Genomic DNA, 15,874 nt, shown 5'->3' on the forward strand with positions numbered 1-15,874 from the left:
CATGCTGACCGGCGGATGTGCATGCGGCACGATACGCTATCGGATCGCCGGGCCGGCCTATGATACCGGCTGGTGCCATTGCCGCCTGTGCCAGAAGAGTTCGGGCGCACCGGCGATGGTGTTCACCACCTGCGCGCTGAACGATTTCGTGGTCGAACAGGGCGGCGACGCGCTCGGCACCGTCCGGCTGGTGGACTATGGCGAACGCGGCTTCTGCACGCGCTGCGGCACCTCGCTGACCGTCCATGTCGATTACCAGAAGCACGAGATCGACGTCGCCTGCGCCAGCCTCGACGATCCGGAGGCGGTGACGCCCGGCTTCCACATCTTCCACGACCAGAAGATCGGCTGGGTGAAGCTCGCCGATGGACTGCCCACCTATGATGGCTTCGGCGTCGACGGACGCGGCCTGATGCCCGGAGATCGCCCGCAATGAGCCCCTACCACGCCGCCGTCGATGGCCTGATGCGCAAAATCGGGCGCGACGTCGTGATGGCCCGCTTCCGCAATCTCGGCGCCGCCGACATCGAGGAGAAGGCCAAGGACGATTACGTCACCGTCGCCGACAAGGAATCGGAGGCCAGGCTCACCGAAGGGCTGATGGCGATCCTGCCCGGCAGCCATGTCGTCGGCGAGGAAGCGGTCGCCGCCGATCCCGCCGTGGTGGAGCGGATCACCGAGGGGCGTGCCTGGATCGTCGATCCGATCGACGGCACCGGCAATTATGCTGCCGGCCGCACCCCGTTCGCGATCATGGTCGCGTTGGCCGAAGACGGCGTGGTGCAGGCTGGCTGGATCCTCGATCCGTCGACCGGGCGGATGTGCCATGCCGCACGCGGCCAGGGCACCTTCATCGACAATCACCGCTTCATGGCGCGGGCGAGCGGCGCGCCGCTGCCGATCGCCGCGCTGGCGACCCGCTACCTGCCGGCAGAGGTCCGCACCGACGTCGAGCGCCGTGCCGACGGGCATCTGACCATCGCCGACGCTCCGCATTGCGCGGGCGAGCAATATCCGCGGGTCATGATGGGCCAGAATGACGTGGCGCTGTTCTGGCGCGCGATGCCGTGGGACCATGCCCCCGGCGCGCTGATCCTCGAGGAGGCCGGCGGCCGCGTCGCGCGCCTCGACGGCACGCCCTACAGGCTGGGCGACGACAGGAGCGGAATATTGATCGCCGCCTCGCCCCGGCTGTGGGACGAGACGGCGAGCTTGCTGTTCGGCTAAGCCTTACAGCGCCGGAAGCTTACAGCGATTCTTCGATGAACGCCTTGAGCCGGCTCTTCGGCGCGGCTCCCACCTGGGTCGCCGCCGGCGCGCCGCCCTTGAACAGGATCATCGTCGGGATGCCGCGCACGCCATATTTGCCCGGCGCATCCGGATTCTCGTCGATGTTGAGCTTGGCGATCGTCACCTTCTCGCCGAGTTCGTCGGACAACTCCTCGAGCGCCGGCCCGATCATCTTGCAGGGGCCGCACCATTCCGCCCAGAAATCGACCAGCACGGGGCCGTCGGCGGAGAGAACGTCGGCCTGGAAGCTGGCGTCGGTGATCGTCTTGGTAGCCATGGAACAATACTCCTGTTCGCTTTGATGTCCGATGTAGGCGGCCGGGCGCCTGACCTCAACCGACCAATCCCAAGCTTTGCTCCCTGCCATCATAGTCCGGCTTGTGCGTGGCGAGTATATCGGCCGGCAGCGGGATCAACGTAGGGCCGGCGGTGTAGAGCAAAGCCGCCGCGATTGCGCGGCCGGGGAAGATCACCGCGAGCGCAGCCGCATAGGCGCCCATCTGCTCCAGATGATGCCGGGGCACGCGCTCGATCCGATCCGGCGGGCGCGTGCCGGTCTTGAAATCGACCAGTGTCACCGCGTCGGGTGTGACCAGCAGGCGATCGACGGTGCCGGCGATCACCCGCCCCTCGACCACCGCCGCGATCGGCGCTTCGGCCAGTGCGGCAGCCGAGAAGATCGCGGCAAAGCGCGGATCGTCGATCACCGCGCCGGCATCGGCGATCAAGGCCGCCCGCATCGCCGGATCGGCCACGCCGGCCGACTGTTCCAGCCAGCGATCGGCGGCCGCCTGACGACGATCCGCTGCAAGCCCCGGAAGTCGCTCGAACAATGCATGGAGCAGGCGTCCACGCTCCGCGGCGTCACGCATCGCCGGCCCGGGCGGCGGGCTGGCGACGGTATCGCTGCCGATCGCGGACGGTGCCAGCGGGCGCGGCGGACGGCTCTCTTCGGGCGCAGGGGCATGGAGCCAGTCCGGCAGCGGCGACTCCGGTGCCGGCGGACGCACCGCCCGTGCCACGCCACGCTCGCCTTCGGCCGCATAGATGCGGGCCTCGCCCCACAGCGGATCATCCGCCTGTTCGGCACCGAGACTGTCGAGCGAGGCCGCCAGCGCCGCATACCAGCTGCGTTCGGGGATCACGCCGCGCGCCGCCGGGCCGAGCGCGCCGCCGATCGCCAGCCACTCCTCGGCACGGGTGGCCGCCACATAGAGCAGCCGCCAATGCTCCTCCCTATCGCGTGCCTCGGCCTGTTCGATCATCTCGGCGAAGGGAGCGAAGCGCTCCTCCTTCTTCGGCCGGATCACCGGCACCGGATCGTCGCCCTCCTCGGCCGACCAGCCGATGTTGCCGCCGGGCGAGCGATCGGGATCGCCGGTCGCGTCCGCCAGCACCACCAGCGGCGCCTGCAAGCCCTTGGAGCCATGCGCGGTCATCACCCGCACCGCGTCGAGCGGCGCGGACGGGTCGCGCTTGATCTGCACCTCGCCGCGATCGAACCAGTCGAGGAACAGCTGGAGCGAGGGCGTGCCATTCTCCTCGAACAGCAGGGCGGCGTTCAACAATTCCTCGATCGGGTCGCGCGCTTCCTCGCCCAGCCGGCCGAGCAGCTTGCGCCGGCCATCGAGCGGGCCGGACAATATCTCCTCGAAGAAGCGATAGGGGGTGACGAGATCGGCGGCGGCGAGGATGCGGCCGAGTTCGCGCCGCGCCTCGCCCTCGGGCAGCGCCGGCCACAGGCCACCGTTGCGGCCATATGCCACGTCATAGAGCTGCTGCTGGGTCCAGCCGAACAGCGGCGAGACGAGCAGCGCGCCGAGATTGAGATCGTCGGCCGGTTGCAGCGCGAAGCGTGCGGCGGCGAGCAGATCCTTGACGACCAGCGGCGCATCCAGCCGCAGCCGATCGACTCCCGCCACCGGCACGCCATGCGCGTGCAGCCGCGCAACCAGCAGCGAGGCGAGATCACCCCGCTTGCGGACGAGGATCATCACATCCTCGGGACGCAGCGCCCGGCCGCGCGTGGACATCCACGGCGCGGCATCGATCCACGCCTTCACCTGCCGGGCGAGCCGATCGGCGAACAGGCGGGTGGCATCGTCGAGCCAGCCCTCCTCGCCGGTCGCGACCTCGTCGGCCTCGATCGCGGAGATTGGCGGCCACAGCATGATCCGCCCCGGCCCCTTGCGCGCCGCCTCGTGCGGCGGCACCGCGTCGAACAGCCCGAAGGCATCGGCGCCCAGATGCGCGATCAGCCGATCGACCACCGCCAGCACCGGCGGCGTCGACCGGAAGGAGCGATCGAGCGACAGCGCGTCGAAATGCCGCTCGCCCGCCTCCGCATAGGCCGCGAAGCGCCGCGCCGCCGCCTCGAAGAACACCGGGTTCGTGCCCTGGAATCCGAAGATCGCCTGCTTGAAGTCGCCGACCGTGAACAGGGTGCGCAGCCGTTCACCGGGCTCGGCTTCGGTGCGCCAGAACTCGCCGGCCAGCGCCTCGGCGATCGCCCATTGGCGCGCATTGGTGTCCTGCGCCTCGTCGATCAGGATATGATCGGTGCGCTGGTCGAGCTTGTAGCGCACCCACTCGCCCATGCCCTCGGTGTTGAGCAGCTTGACGGCGGTGCGGATCAGATCGTCGAAATCGACCGCGCCGGCCGCGCGCTTGGCCTCGGCATAGGCGCGGGCATAGGCCTGGCCCGCGCGCAGCCCCGCCGCCAAGATCGCCGCAAACGCCGCCTTGGTGCGCAGGTCCAGCAGCGCGCGGCAGGCATCCCCCAGCCGCATCGCCAGATCGGCATAGGCCGGATCGGCGGCGATCAGCTTGGGCGAATATTTGCGCGGCTCGCCCTTGGCGGTGTGGAAGACCGAGACCAGATGATCGAGCGTGGTCGCGCGCGCACCCGGCGCGGCGGCGCGCCAGGCCGCGATCTTGTCGGCATCGGCCAGCCCGGTCGCGGTGCCCCAGGCGGCGTTCGCGGCGGCGATTTGGGCCAGCCCGGCACCATCGAAGCGATCGTCCGCGCAGGCCTCCGCGATCGCCTCCTCGACATCGCCGTCAGGCACGCCCATCGCACGGCGCAGCTTGGCCTCGATGCCGGAGCCGAGCGCCGCCATCGCATCGGGGACGCGCGCGCACTGGCGCAGGAAGCTTTCGGCGCCCTGCTCGCCCAGCCGGCGGCTCAGCGCCTGCACGTCGCGGACCAGCGGCAGATCGCCGCCGCGCTCGGCCTCGACCAGCAATTGCGCGAGCGTGGCGTAACCAAGCGCCTGCTCCTCGCGCTCTTCCAGCGGCCGGAAGCCGGGGACGAGACCGGCCTCAGCGGGAAAGCCGGCGAGCAAGGTCTGGCAGAAGGCATGGATGGTCTGGATGCGCAGTCCCCCGCCGGTCGCCTCCAGCACGCGCGCGAACAGGGTGCGGGCGGCCGCCACGGCGTCATCGTCATGCGCCTCGCCGAGCGCGAACAATTCCTTGCGGAGCAGAACGTCCTTCATCCGCACCCAGCTGGCGAGGCGCGCATGGATGCGATCCGCCATCTCGGCCGCGCCCGCCTTGGTGAAGGTGAGGCAGAGGATCGCGGCGGGATCATTGCCGGCCAGCAGCAGCCGGATCACGCGCGCGGTCAAGACATGGGTCTTGCCGGTGCCCGCCGAGGCCGACAGCCAGACCAACCGGCCCGGATCGGAGGCGAGCGCCTGCGCGCCCTCCAGCGGCTTCAGCAGCGAGGGACGGCGGCTCATGCCGGTTCACTCCCCGGTGCCGGGCCTTCCTGGCGGCCATACCATTCGTCCAGCCGCATCAGCTGGTCATAGTCGCCATAGGGCGCGAGTTCGGGATGCAGCCGCGCCACGAACGGCTCCTCGCCGGTCAGCCATTTCGCCGCCGCCTCACGGAAGTTGCGGTAGGCGAGCGCAGTGAAATCGTCCGGATCGAGGCCAGATTTCTTGCCCGTCGCCGGCGACACGAAGCCGAGCCGGCCGTCCTTCTGCGCCAGCGACCAATATTCGAACGCCCCAGCCATGCCCTCGATCCCCTCGAACCCGCCTTTTTCGGCGATCAGGCCGAGCAGTCCGAGCTGCATCGCGAAGCCCGCTGCCACCTGCTTGGTGGCAGGCGGCTGGCCGGTCTTGTAGTCGATGATCGCGAGGCTGCCGTCGGCCAGCCGATCGATGCGATCGACCTTGCCGTAGAGCGTGATGCCCTCGAGGATCGCCTTGCCGAACTCCTCGGCGAGGATCGGCGTGCGCCCTTCCGCCATCAGCGCCAGCATCTGGTCGGCGATCCAGCCGATCGCCTCGCGCAGGCGCGGTGCCCACAGCGCGCGGAGCACCGGATGCGCCGCGATGCCGTCGAGCATCGCCTCGGCCCGCGCCGCAAGCTTCGAGGGATCGCAGCGATCCTCCTTCGCCCACGCCTCCAGCACCGCATGGACGGCATTGCCACGCCACGCCGGGCTGGGCTCGGCATCGACCGGATCGAGCCCGCTGAGCTTCAGCATCTCCTGCGCGTAAAAGGCATAGGGGTCCGCCTTCAATCGATCGAGCCGGGTCACCGCCAGCCTGTCGGGCCGGTCGGCGACCGGCGGCGACGGGCGCGGGCGATCGGCCGGCAGGACATCGGCGGGACGATCGATCGCGGTCGTCCAGCGGCGATATTCCGGCGCACGGGCGATGCCGCCGGTCATCGCCTCCAGCCGCAGCCAGAAGCGCGAGGCGACGGCCGGCGCGCGGGCGTCTCGCCGGGCGCGGGTGACGAGGATCTTGGGCGAGCCCAGCACGCCGACGAAGTCATGCGCGGCCTGGCCGATGCGCCGTTCGAGCCCCGGCAGGCCGAGCGCCATGCGAACACGCGGAGAAAGCCACGGATCGGGGCTGGGCAAAGCCGGCCACACGCCCTCGTTGAGTCCCGCTGCGATCACCAGATCGGCGTGCTGGAGCCGTTGCTCGATCAAGCCCCAGATGAACACGCGCGGATGGCCGCCCTGCGGCGGGCGTACCGCGATCTCGTCCATCAGCCGGGTGAGCAAAGGCGCCACGGCAGACGGCGCCAGCGCGCCCGGCCCGAGCGGCGCCGCCGCCTCGATCGCGGCCAGCAACTCGGCGGCGGCGCGCCCGGAGGGGCCTGCCCAAGCAGCATGGCCGGTCAGCACCGACGCCTGCTCGCGGAGCACCGCCAGCACATCCGACAGGGCGACATCACCGGCGAAAATCGCCTCCAGCGGCGCCAGCGCCTCGGCGACATCGCCCCACCACCCTTGAACGGCCTTGGTATCGCCGCGCAATTCACGCAGCCGCGTGCCAATGCCCGCCAGCCCCGGCGCCGGACGCGGGCCACGCAGCCCGAGATCGAGCCGGCGCACCCCGTCCAGCCACGCCAGCCGCTCGTCACCGGCCTTGACCAGCGGATGCTTGAGCAGAGTCAGCAACTCCACCGGCGCGAAGCCGCTCGCCGCCACTTCGGCGAGCGCCGTGATCAAGGTGCCGGGCGGCGTCGCGGAGAGCGGCCGGCCGGCGGAATCGTCGGCCGCGATCCCCCAGCGTGCGAGATGCGCCGAGACCCGCCGCGCGAGCGCGCGATCGGGCGTGACCAGCGCAGCGGTGGCGCCGGGCTGCTCGATCCGGCGGCGGATGGCGATGGCGATCGCCTGCGCCTCCTCGGCCGGGGTCGCGCACTCGATCGCGCGGATGCCCGAGAGGCGGCGCTCGGCCGGCGGCAGTTCCTGCCACTTGCCGGTGAAGCGCGCCGGCGCCATCGCGTTGGCGACCGCCCGGCCGCGGACGGCAGGCGCGGCCGGCGCACCCCGCCCGCCCCAGCGCCACCGCCCGACCTCGCCGCGCGCGACGCCCATGCGGTGCAGCAACAGCTTGAGATGATATTGCGGATGGGTCTCGATGCCGCGCCCTTCCTCGTCGGGGCCGAGCGCGTCCCACTCCGCCTGCGGCATGGCGAGATCAAGCGCCGGGAGCAGCACCATGCCGCCCGGCAGCCGGGAAATGCTGCGCAGCAATCGGGCGACCGCAGGCGCCGTATCGCTGATCCCGGCCGCCACCACGAACGAGGCCGGCGCCCGCTCCGCCCACATCGCCGCCGCGCGATCGAGCAGGCGGTTGCGGCGTTCGCCCGGATCGAGCCGGCCCATCCGGGCCAGTTCCCCGGGCCAGCGCGCCAGCACCGCGACCAGCACGCCGAGCGCGCGCTGCCAATGTTCGGAAAGCTCGGGCGCCACCTCCAGTTCGGCGAGCGCGCGCGTCGGCACCTCTTCCACCGCCATCTGGTCGAGCGTGCGGGCGAGCGCCTGTGCCAGCCGCACCGCTTCGGCAGCATCGATCGGTTCGCCCGCCTGGCGCCGCTCCTCCTCGATCAGACGGGCGAGCGTCATGCGGCGGACCATCGGATCGATCGCGGGCGGCACCGGCTCGGCGTCGGCGGGATCGAGCAACTGGCCCAGCGCCTCGTCGGGATCGAAGGCGCCGATCGCGACCAGTCGGGGCAGCAGCAGCCCGCCTTCGGCCCGGCGCACGAAGGCGTCGGTCATCGCACGGGCGGCGCGGTTGTTGGGGACGAGGATCAGCCCCCGGGCCAGCGCCATCGGATCGCCACCGGCCCGCGCGATCAGCCCATCGGCCAGCGCATCGGCGAACGGCCGGTGGGCCGGAACGGTGAAGACGGCGGGGCCGACGCCCTCAGCCATCCTTGAGCATATCTTCGGCGATCGGGATCGCGGCGGGCGTGCCGACATCGCACCATAGGCCCTGATGGACCACGCCATAGGCGCGGCCGGCCGCGATCGCCCGGTCCCACAGCATACCGGTCGAGAAAGCGCCCTCCGGCGCATCCGCGAACAGGCGCGGCGACACCAGCTGCACGCCGGTATAGACGAAAGGCGCGACGCGGCGCGGCTCGCGGCGGCGAAGATGGCCCAGCGCATCCATGTGGAAATCGCCGCGGCCGCCATGGGCCGTCGCGCGCGCCAGCGGCACGACCAGCAGCAGCGCATCCATCGTCGCATCGTCCCAGCGGTTGGCGAGCAGCCGGAGCGTGTCGATCGGGCCGTCGACCCAGATATTGTCGGTGTTGATCGCGAAGAAGGGCCTGTCGCCGAGCAGCGGCAACGCCTTCACCACGCCGCCCCCAGTTTCGAGCAACTGCCCGCGCTCATCGGAGATGGCGACGTCGAGATCGGGGGTGTGGCGGCGGATATGCGCCTCGAGCGCATCGGCCAGATAATGGACGTTGATCACCACCCGCCGGATTCCACCGGCACGGACGTGATCGAGCACATGGTCGATGATCGCCTGGCCGCGCACTTCCACCAGCGGCTTGGGGCGCGTCGCGGTCAGCGGGCGCATCCGCTTGCCGAGGCCGGCCGCCAGCAGAATCGCGGTATTGGGCGCGCCCTGCATGGAATGGGAAGCGGGGGGGAGCGCCATCGGCCCGACGGATGGGGTCATGCCGGCTCGCCCGCCCAATAGGCGGCGCGCGCTTCGGCGGGCACATTGGCCGCAAACCACGCCGCCACTGGTGCCAGGGCAGGGTGCCGCAGATTGCGCTCCAGATAGCCCCACACGCGTGGCTGGTGCGCCAGATAGGTGCGCTTGCCGTCCCGCTTCCACAACCGCGTAAAGATGCCGAGAATCTTGGTGTTCCGCTGCGCGCCGAGGATTTCATAATCGGCGCGGAAGACGTCCATGTCCGCAATGCCGGCTTCCGCCGCATAGGCTGCCAGCATCTCCGCCTCCAGTTCAGGCGACACGTCGCGCCGCGCATCCTGGAGCAGCGAGACGAGATCATAAGCGGGGTGTCCCGCCAGCGCGTCCTGGAAATCGAGCAGCCCCAGCCGCCGCAGCCCCTCGCGATCGAGCAGCACGATATTATCGACATGATAGTCACGCAGCACCAGCACCGGCGGCCGACGATCGGCGACACGCGGCAGCACCGCCTCCCACGCGCGTGCCCAACCGTCACGATCCACATCGAGGCCGAGCGCCGGCGCATACCATTCGGGAAACAGCCCGATCTCGCGGCGCAGCACCGCCATATCATAGGGCGGCAGCGTCGCGGGCACGGGCTGCTCGGCGAGCCGCGCCAGCAGCGTCACCGCATCGCGATAGATCCGCGTCTCGTCGCCCTTGCCCGCGCGCAACAACGGCCCGACCAGGTCGTCGCCGAAATCCTCCAGCAGCAGCAGGCCGCCGGCCCGGTCCACGCCATAATTTTGTGGCGAGGACAGGCCGAGCGTCGCCAGATGATCGGCGATGGCGAGGAACGGCCCCATATCCTCATGCTCGGGCGGCGCATCCATCAGCACGGCGGTGCGATCGGCATCGACGACGCGGAAATAGCGGCGGAACGAGGCATCGCCCGCCAATGGACGAATCTCCGCCCCTGCCCAGCCATGGGCGGCAAGGAAAGCGGGGGCGTGGGCGGGCGGAATCATCGGGGCGGCCATCGCCCTTCCCATGCCGCCGGCGCGGCCCAAGTCAAGCGCCGGCCGCCCGCCGCATCGGGCTGGATCGTCAACCGGAGCGCCTGGGGCCACAGGCCGTCACCGAGCCGCTCGGGCCACTCGACCAGCAGGGCGCCATCCTCCAGCAGTTCGTCGAGGCCCAGTTCCACCGCATCGTCAGGATCATCGATCCGATAGAGATCGACATGCGCGACCGGCAACGATACCTCCGGCGGCGCATAAGGCTGGACGATCGCGAAGGTCGGGCTGGGCGCCTCTTCGGCCAACCCCAGCGCCGCCAGCGCACCGCGTGCGAGACTGGTCTTGCCGGCGCCCAGATCGCCGTACAGCGCGACGACATCGCCCGTGCGCAGAAGCTTCCCAAGCTTACGACCCAGCGCCTCCGTCGCCGCAGCGTCAGGCAGTGGAATATGATCCTCACTCATGCCCGCACCCTGGGCAGGCGGATCGAGATGGTGGTGCCCTGCCCGCGCTCCGATTCCAGCCAGACCTGCCCACCATGCGCCTCGACATAATGGCGGGTCAGCGGCAGGCCGAGACCGATCGACCCTTCCCGCCGATCGCTGCGATCGCTGGTGCGGTGGAAAGGATCGAACAGCTTCTCGCGATCCTCCGCGGCGATGCCCGGACCATTGTCGGACACGATGATCGTGGCCTGCTCGACATCGCCCGAGGCGTGGAAGAAGATCCGGCCATGCTCCGGCGTGTAGTCGACGGCATTGCGCAGCACATTTTCCACCGCCTGCCGCAAGCGACGGACGTCGCCCGTCACCACGCCCGACGACGGCTCGATCGCGACGATCAGCTCGAGCTGCCGCTCGCGCGCCTGCTCGGAAAGCTCGTCGGCGACCCCCTTGCAGAGCGTTTCCAGCTCGATCGGCACATGCTCGAGATCGAGATGGCCGGCGGCACTGCGGGTGAGATCGAGCACCTCGTCGATCAATTGCCCGAGCTTGGCGGAGGCGCTCAGGATCGAGCGGACATAATCCTCGCCGCGTATCGTCAGCGGGCCGGCGAAGCCCGCCGCCAGCATCTCGGCGAAGCCGCCGATCGAGGTCAGCGGCGTCCGCAATTCGTAGCTCATCGTCGCCACGAACGCCGATTTGACGCGGTCGCCCTCTTCCAGCGCCGCCGCCCGATCGCGCAGCGCCTGTTCGGCACGGCGGCTATCGGTCACGTCGAGCAGGGTGAACAGCGCATTGCCATCCGGCAGCGGAACCGCGGCGAACTGGAAATGCCGGCCATCGGCAAAGGCGATCCGCCCGGTGCGCCGCTGCCGCTCGATGGTAGCGAGCCGCACCAGCTCGCGGATCAGCCCGGCGCGCGCCGGGTTGGCCAGGCGCGGCGCCACCATCCCGACGAACGCATCGACACGCGGGTGCCGGGCCAATTCCTCCTCGGTCAGCTCCCACACGTCCGCGAAGCGATTATTCCACAGATGCAGGCGGCCATCGGCGGCGAACACCCCGACCGCCTCGTTCATATTGTTGAACGTGGCGGTTCGCACCCGCAGCAGGGTATCGGCCTCCGAACGCAACCGCACCTGCTCGGTGCGATCCTCGAAGATCATCAGCATCCCGCCATCCGGCAAGGGCTGCGCGACGACGCGCAAATGGGTGCCGGCGGGCAATTGCCACGCCTCCTCCTGCGCCTCTTCGGAGAGGAACCAGCGCCGCCGCTCGCGCTTCCAACCCGGAAAGTCCCGGCTTTCGGGCAGGCGATCGGCCTCCCGCATCCGTTCCAGCACGCGATCGAACTCGGGCCGATCGGCCAGCCATTCCGGCAGCATCGCGAACAGCCGCAGGAAGGCCGAATTGGAGAAGACCAGATGCCGATCCGCCCCGAACTGGGCGACACCCGCCGACAGCCGATCGAGCATGTCGCGCTGGGCATCGGCGAAACGGACCAGATCCTGCCTGGCCTGCTCCACCTCTTCGACATCGATCGCATAGCCGGCAATGCCGGTGACGCCGAGCGGCACATCGACCACCCGCAGGGTACGCCGTTCGCCGCCGATCGTGGCCGGCACGGTGCGCACCGACATCTCGCCTTCGTCGCGCGCCGCAGCAGCGGTGGCGATCGGGCTGCCCGGCCCCTGCCCCTCGATCAATTCGAGCCCGCGCTCGATCACGTCATGGGCATTTTCGCCGTCGACCGCCCGCGTATAGGCCGAATTGACCAGGCTCAGCCGCAGATCGGGGCTGCGATGCCACATCGGGATCGGTGCGGCCTCGATCAGGCCGGCGAGCGCATCCAGCGCGCCGGCCAACCGATCGCGTTCGGTCTCCAGCCGCCGTATCTCCTGCTCGCTTTCGGTCGCGTCGAACAGCCAGAGCAGCGCCGCCCCTTCGCCAAGCGACGCTGCCGCCGGGCGCCCCCGGACCATCAGCACCTTGCCGGCGCCGACCGGGCGCAGCGCCCGCACGAAACTGGCGCCACCGCGCTGCGTCGCCTCGACATCGCGCGCCAAGGCCGCCGCATCATCGGGATCGAGCCGGGCCGAGATATCGCCAAGCACCCGCGGCGCACGTTCGAGCCCGAACCAATCGGCCACCCGCTCATGCGCCCGCATCCTGCCATCGGAGGCGACGAGGATGGGCAGCGCCGGCGCGCCCGTCAGCATCATCCGCAATCGCGCAAGCTCGGCGATGCTGGCCCTGGCCGCATGATGCCGCCGCCAGCCAAGCGTCACCGTCACCACGGCGGCGGCCAGCCACATCGCCAGGATCAGCCCGGCCAGCGTCGCGTGCAGGGGATCGAGGGTGATCACCTCAAGCCAATTCCCGAAATCTGCTCGCCTGCCATCATCCTGGCCTGTCTACGGCGAGCGGGGGGTAAGCGAAAGCTTCTCGGTGATTCCAGAACGAAAAAGGCGGCGGGATCGCTCCCGCCGCCAATCTGACGAGCCGCCCTGCAACAGGCCGGATCAGGATTTACATGTTGATTTTGAAGCCAGCATAGAAGAATCGGCCGATATTGTCATAGATCGAGCTACCGTCGCCAACGCCCAGACCGCCATAAGGCGGCAGCCTGTCGGTGAGATTGTCGACACCAACATAGAATTGGTAGTTCTTTCCGACATTATAGCTGACCTTGACGTCATGATACCACGACACCGGATATTTTTTGGCAAGATTATATTCCGGCTCCTGCGGATCTTCGCCATTGAGCGAGTAATAGTTCGCATAATCGCCAAGATACATGTGACCGATAAAATGCAGATTATAGTGCAGCGAAATCGCGCCATGCTGGTAGTCAAAATTGCCCACGGCCTCCCACTTCGGATCGCCGAGATTGCTCAACTGGCGGCTGACGCGGTTCGGGTCGGTGACGTCGAGATAATTGTCACGACGCAATACCAGCGCGCCATTTGCCTGGACACCCAGCGTATCGCCATTCCCGAAATGGTGGGTATAGGCCATGTTCACATCGATACCCGCCGTCTTCTGACGCGCGAAGTTCACCGGGCCGGCAAGAACCGCCGGATCCTGGAACAGATGCGTCGTCGGATCACGAAACACGAGCGAGCAATAGGGATTGCTGAGCGACGAGCTGTCATAGCAATTGTCCACGATCTGCTGCGCATCGATAGTTGCGATGAGCTTGTTCACGGTGATCTTGTAATAATCAATCGACACCGAGAAGCCAGGCAGCCAGCGCGGCGTGACGATCCCACCAATGGTGTAAGAGTCGGATGTTTCCGGCTTCAGATTGGGATTGCCGCCCTGAAGATAGGACAAGGTCGCATCGCGAGACGGCTGGTTGATGAAGCCCTCGCCGATCCCCGCCGCCGTACAATTCGCGTCACGGGTTGCAGCACCGGTATTGCGATTCTGTGCATCGCATGGATCGGAGATAGAACCGAAATTCTGCGATGGCGTCGAGTACAGATCCGACTGTGTCGGCGTGCGGATCGATCGCGCATAATTAAACCGGATCTTGATGTCCTGGGTGGGCGCATAGACCGCCCCACCATTATAGGACCAGACCGATCCGGCTGTGTTGTAATGCGAGAAACGCCCCGCACCGTTGATCGACAGCTCCTTCATGAAGGGCTTGTCCTTCACGATCGGAAGACTGATCTCCGCGAAGACCTCCTTCGAATTCAACGCTGGCGGATCGAAATCCTGAAGCGCATTGAGGAAGGTCGCGCCCGACTTCGTCAGCGCATCCCAGCCCGAAAACGCCGTTTCGCGACGATATTCGGCACCGATGTTGAACGCGAGCGAACCCCCGCCCCACGTCGTGAACCAATGCGAGAAATCGCCACCCAGATTGGCCGTGACGTCGAGCTCTGACGCACGCTGCCGGTTGTAGGAGGTGGTGTTGATGTATTTCAGCGCAGCTGGCGTCAGCGTCGCATTGTGCGCGCCGAACAGGCTGATCGGGACGCAGGAAGGATCGTCATTGGTCGGATCGGCGTCGGCGTTGATACCACAGACAATCTGCCCGGAAGCATTCCGAACCGCATCAATCGCATTATAGAAACCGGCATAGTTCTGGCCATCCTGCGTATAGAGCAGCAGGTTGTTCAGCGACTTGGTGCTGCCATGGAACTCGCCATAGTTTGCGGCCACCTCATAGTGCCACGTGTCCATGAAGTTACCACGGACACCAGCGACGACACGGTAGGTATCGCGCTTCTCAAGCTCGCCACGGCCGCCGAAATCGACGTTAAAGCGGCTGATGGCGATCGATCCGGTCGCCGGATTCGCGCAACGACCGATCGATTGCAACGTGGCAAGTGCCTGGCTCGTCACGAACGGATTGTCGCAGGCGATGGACAAGCCTTGCACGAAGCTGGGCTGCCCTTCCTGATTGGCGCGGACCCGGACATATTTCGCTTCCACGAACGGCGTGAACGCATCCGACACGTCATAATGGGCCAGCAGGTTGACCGAGAGGCGCGTCAACTTCGGATCGAGCTGCCCGGTATTCTCCAGCGTCGAACCAAGGCCACCGACGGTGTTGGAGCTACCGCCAGCGGTGATGTCCCGAAAATCAAGAGTGGGGTTGCTCATGATCAGGCTACCGTCCTGCTGGAACATGTAGCGCTGCGCGTAACCACTCGCACGGCAACGGCTGAGATCGTTGCGAGACGCCGCATTACAAACTGCGGTCAGCGTACTGCCATCCGAGATGCTGCCATTGCGAACACCGGTATAATAGCCAAAATCCGATATTCCGTCGGAGAGATTGGCGACTTTGCTCAAATCTTCCTGTCGATTCAGCTGATTGCGGCCACTATACGCACCGGTCATGCTGTCACGGTCGGTGTTGTAAATGGCGTTGGAGCGCGAATATTCGACTGCGCCGGCGATGTTGCCGCGGCCTTCCGAAAAATTTTTGCCGTAGACGACGCTGCCATAATAGCTGCCGCGATCGCCACGGCTGGAGATGCCGCCCTGGCCCGAGACCTTGAGGCCATCGAAATTCTGCTTGAGGACGAAGTTCACCACACCTGCAATCGCGTCGGTGCCGTACACAGCCGAGCTACCGCCAGTGATGATATCGACCCGCTCGAGCAGATCGTCTGGGATGGTGTTGGTATCGACCAGATAGTCACCGGGCGACGACGTGACGTGGCGCCGGCCATCGACCAGCACCAGCGTGCGGGACGTACCGAGCCCGCGCAGATCGAGGAAGTTCACGCCCGACGTGCCGATGAATCGGGTCGAGTTCGCTTGGCTGAACGTGCCGCGCAGCGCGGGCAGATCATTCAGCGCATCGCCGAGGCTGAGATTTCCGGTCGCCAGCAGGGTCGCGGCGCTGATTGACGTCACAGGCACCGGCGAGGACAGGTTCGGCTGGCGGATATTGGTGCCCGTGACGATGATTTCGCCCGATTTTTCCGAAGGCACAATCTTGCCTTCCGATGCCGTGGCCGCGCATCCCGTCAATGACGGATCATGCGCGCAATCATCCGATGTCGGCGGCGTAATCTGCGCATAAGCAGGCGCCGCAGCGCAAATCCCGGCCAGCGTACAGGCACCAGCCAGCAAGCCGGCGCGCAGCCGTGCTGAAAACTCCATGAAAGACTCCCTTACCCCAAGCCGGCCCCGGACCGGCTGACACAAGACAGCAACATTCAGACATGAACGGTCAAGAAGAGAG

At 67.6% G+C, this 15,874-nt stretch carries 10 protein-coding genes; 2 read left to right on the forward strand and 8 right to left on the reverse strand.

Features of this window, described 5'->3' with window-relative positions; translation table 11 throughout:
• Position 1: 1 nt before the first annotated feature.
• Together PBT88_RS14580 and PBT88_RS14585 are read left to right on the forward strand one after the other, a co-directional pair.
• The gene (locus PBT88_RS14580; RefSeq protein ID WP_270076053.1) at positions 2-436 is read left to right on the forward strand and encodes a GFA family protein; all 435 of its coding nucleotides are present in this window, start codon (positions 2-4) and stop codon (positions 434-436) included.
• Positions 433-1,227 carry an inositol monophosphatase family protein gene (locus PBT88_RS14585; protein ID WP_270076054.1) on the forward strand — a complete coding sequence of 265 codons (795 nt, stop codon included), beginning with the start codon at positions 433-435 and terminating at the stop codon, positions 1,225-1,227. The genes PBT88_RS14580 and PBT88_RS14585 overlap by 4 nt, the downstream gene beginning before the upstream one ends.
• A gap of 19 nt (positions 1,228-1,246) precedes the next feature.
• Here the strand turns inward: PBT88_RS14585 and trxA are convergent, their stop codons facing one another.
• From trxA to PBT88_RS14625, 8 genes are all read right to left on the reverse strand, one after another.
• Complete coding sequence (trxA, locus tag PBT88_RS14590; RefSeq protein WP_270076055.1) at positions 1,247-1,567, reverse strand: thioredoxin TrxA; 321 nt, start codon at positions 1,565-1,567, stop codon at positions 1,247-1,249.
• Between the two features lie 55 nt (positions 1,568-1,622).
• On the reverse strand, positions 1,623-5,033 hold the full coding sequence (addA, locus tag PBT88_RS14595) for a double-strand break repair helicase AddA (protein WP_270076056.1): 3,411 nt from the start codon (positions 5,031-5,033) through the stop codon (positions 1,623-1,625).
• Positions 5,030-7,984: a double-strand break repair protein AddB gene (gene addB, locus PBT88_RS14600; RefSeq protein ID WP_270076057.1), complete on the reverse strand. Its 2,955-nt coding sequence runs from the start codon at positions 7,982-7,984 to the stop codon at positions 5,030-5,032. The genes addA and addB overlap by 4 nt, the downstream gene beginning before the upstream one ends.
• Positions 7,977-8,723 carry a nucleotidyltransferase family protein gene (locus PBT88_RS14605; protein ID WP_270079277.1) on the reverse strand — a complete coding sequence of 249 codons (747 nt, stop codon included), beginning with the start codon at positions 8,721-8,723 and terminating at the stop codon, positions 7,977-7,979. The genes addB and PBT88_RS14605 overlap by 8 nt, the downstream gene beginning before the upstream one ends.
• A gap of 17 nt (positions 8,724-8,740) precedes the next feature.
• A complete protein-coding gene (locus tag PBT88_RS14610; RefSeq protein WP_270076058.1) occupies positions 8,741-9,730 on the reverse strand; it encodes an aminoglycoside phosphotransferase family protein in 990 nt (329 codons plus the stop codon).
• On the reverse strand, positions 9,727-10,185 hold the full coding sequence (tsaE, locus tag PBT88_RS14615) for a tRNA (adenosine(37)-N6)-threonylcarbamoyltransferase complex ATPase subunit type 1 TsaE (RefSeq protein ID WP_270076059.1): 459 nt from the start codon (positions 10,183-10,185) through the stop codon (positions 9,727-9,729). Before tsaE ends, PBT88_RS14610 begins: the two co-directional genes overlap by 4 nt.
• On the reverse strand, positions 10,182-12,479 hold the full coding sequence (locus PBT88_RS14620) for a PAS domain-containing sensor histidine kinase (protein WP_270079278.1): 2,298 nt from the start codon (positions 12,477-12,479) through the stop codon (positions 10,182-10,184). The genes tsaE and PBT88_RS14620 overlap by 4 nt, the downstream gene beginning before the upstream one ends.
• A 214-nt stretch (positions 12,480-12,693) precedes the next feature.
• A complete protein-coding gene (locus tag PBT88_RS14625; RefSeq protein WP_270076060.1) occupies positions 12,694-15,792 on the reverse strand; it encodes a TonB-dependent receptor domain-containing protein in 3,099 nt (1,032 codons plus the stop codon).
• Positions 15,793-15,874: the final 82 nt, after the last annotated feature.

The sequence above is a fragment of the Sphingomonas abietis genome (assembly GCF_027625475.1).
GTDB lineage: Bacteria > Pseudomonadota > Alphaproteobacteria > Sphingomonadales > Sphingomonadaceae > Solisphingomonas > Solisphingomonas abietis.

Excerpts from the sequence above, each read along its gene's own strand:
- PBT88_RS14625 (WP_270076060.1), bottom strand. The coding sequence starts at position 15,792 with ATGGAGTTTTCAGCACGGCTGCGCGCCGGCTTGCTGGCTGGTGCCTGT.
- addB (WP_270076057.1), bottom strand. The coding sequence starts at position 7,984 with ATGGCTGAGGGCGTCGGCCCCGCCGTCTTCACCGTTCCGGCCCACCGG.
- PBT88_RS14605 (WP_270079277.1), bottom strand. The coding sequence starts at position 8,723 with ATGGCGCTCCCCCCCGCTTCCCATTCCATGCAGGGCGCGCCCAATACC.
- PBT88_RS14585 (WP_270076054.1), top strand. The coding sequence starts at position 433 with ATGAGCCCCTACCACGCCGCCGTCGATGGCCTGATGCGCAAAATCGGG.
- PBT88_RS14610 (WP_270076058.1), bottom strand. The coding sequence starts at position 9,730 with ATGATTCCGCCCGCCCACGCCCCCGCTTTCCTTGCCGCCCATGGCTGG.
- tsaE (WP_270076059.1), bottom strand. The coding sequence starts at position 10,185 with ATGAGTGAGGATCATATTCCACTGCCTGACGCTGCGGCGACGGAGGCG.
- trxA (WP_270076055.1), bottom strand. The coding sequence starts at position 1,567 with ATGGCTACCAAGACGATCACCGACGCCAGCTTCCAGGCCGACGTTCTC.
- PBT88_RS14620 (WP_270079278.1), bottom strand. The coding sequence starts at position 12,479 with ATGTGGCTGGCCGCCGCCGTGGTGACGGTGACGCTTGGCTGGCGGCGG.
- PBT88_RS14580 (WP_270076053.1), top strand. The coding sequence starts at position 2 with ATGCTGACCGGCGGATGTGCATGCGGCACGATACGCTATCGGATCGCC.
- addA (WP_270076056.1), bottom strand. The coding sequence starts at position 5,033 with ATGAGCCGCCGTCCCTCGCTGCTGAAGCCGCTGGAGGGCGCGCAGGCG.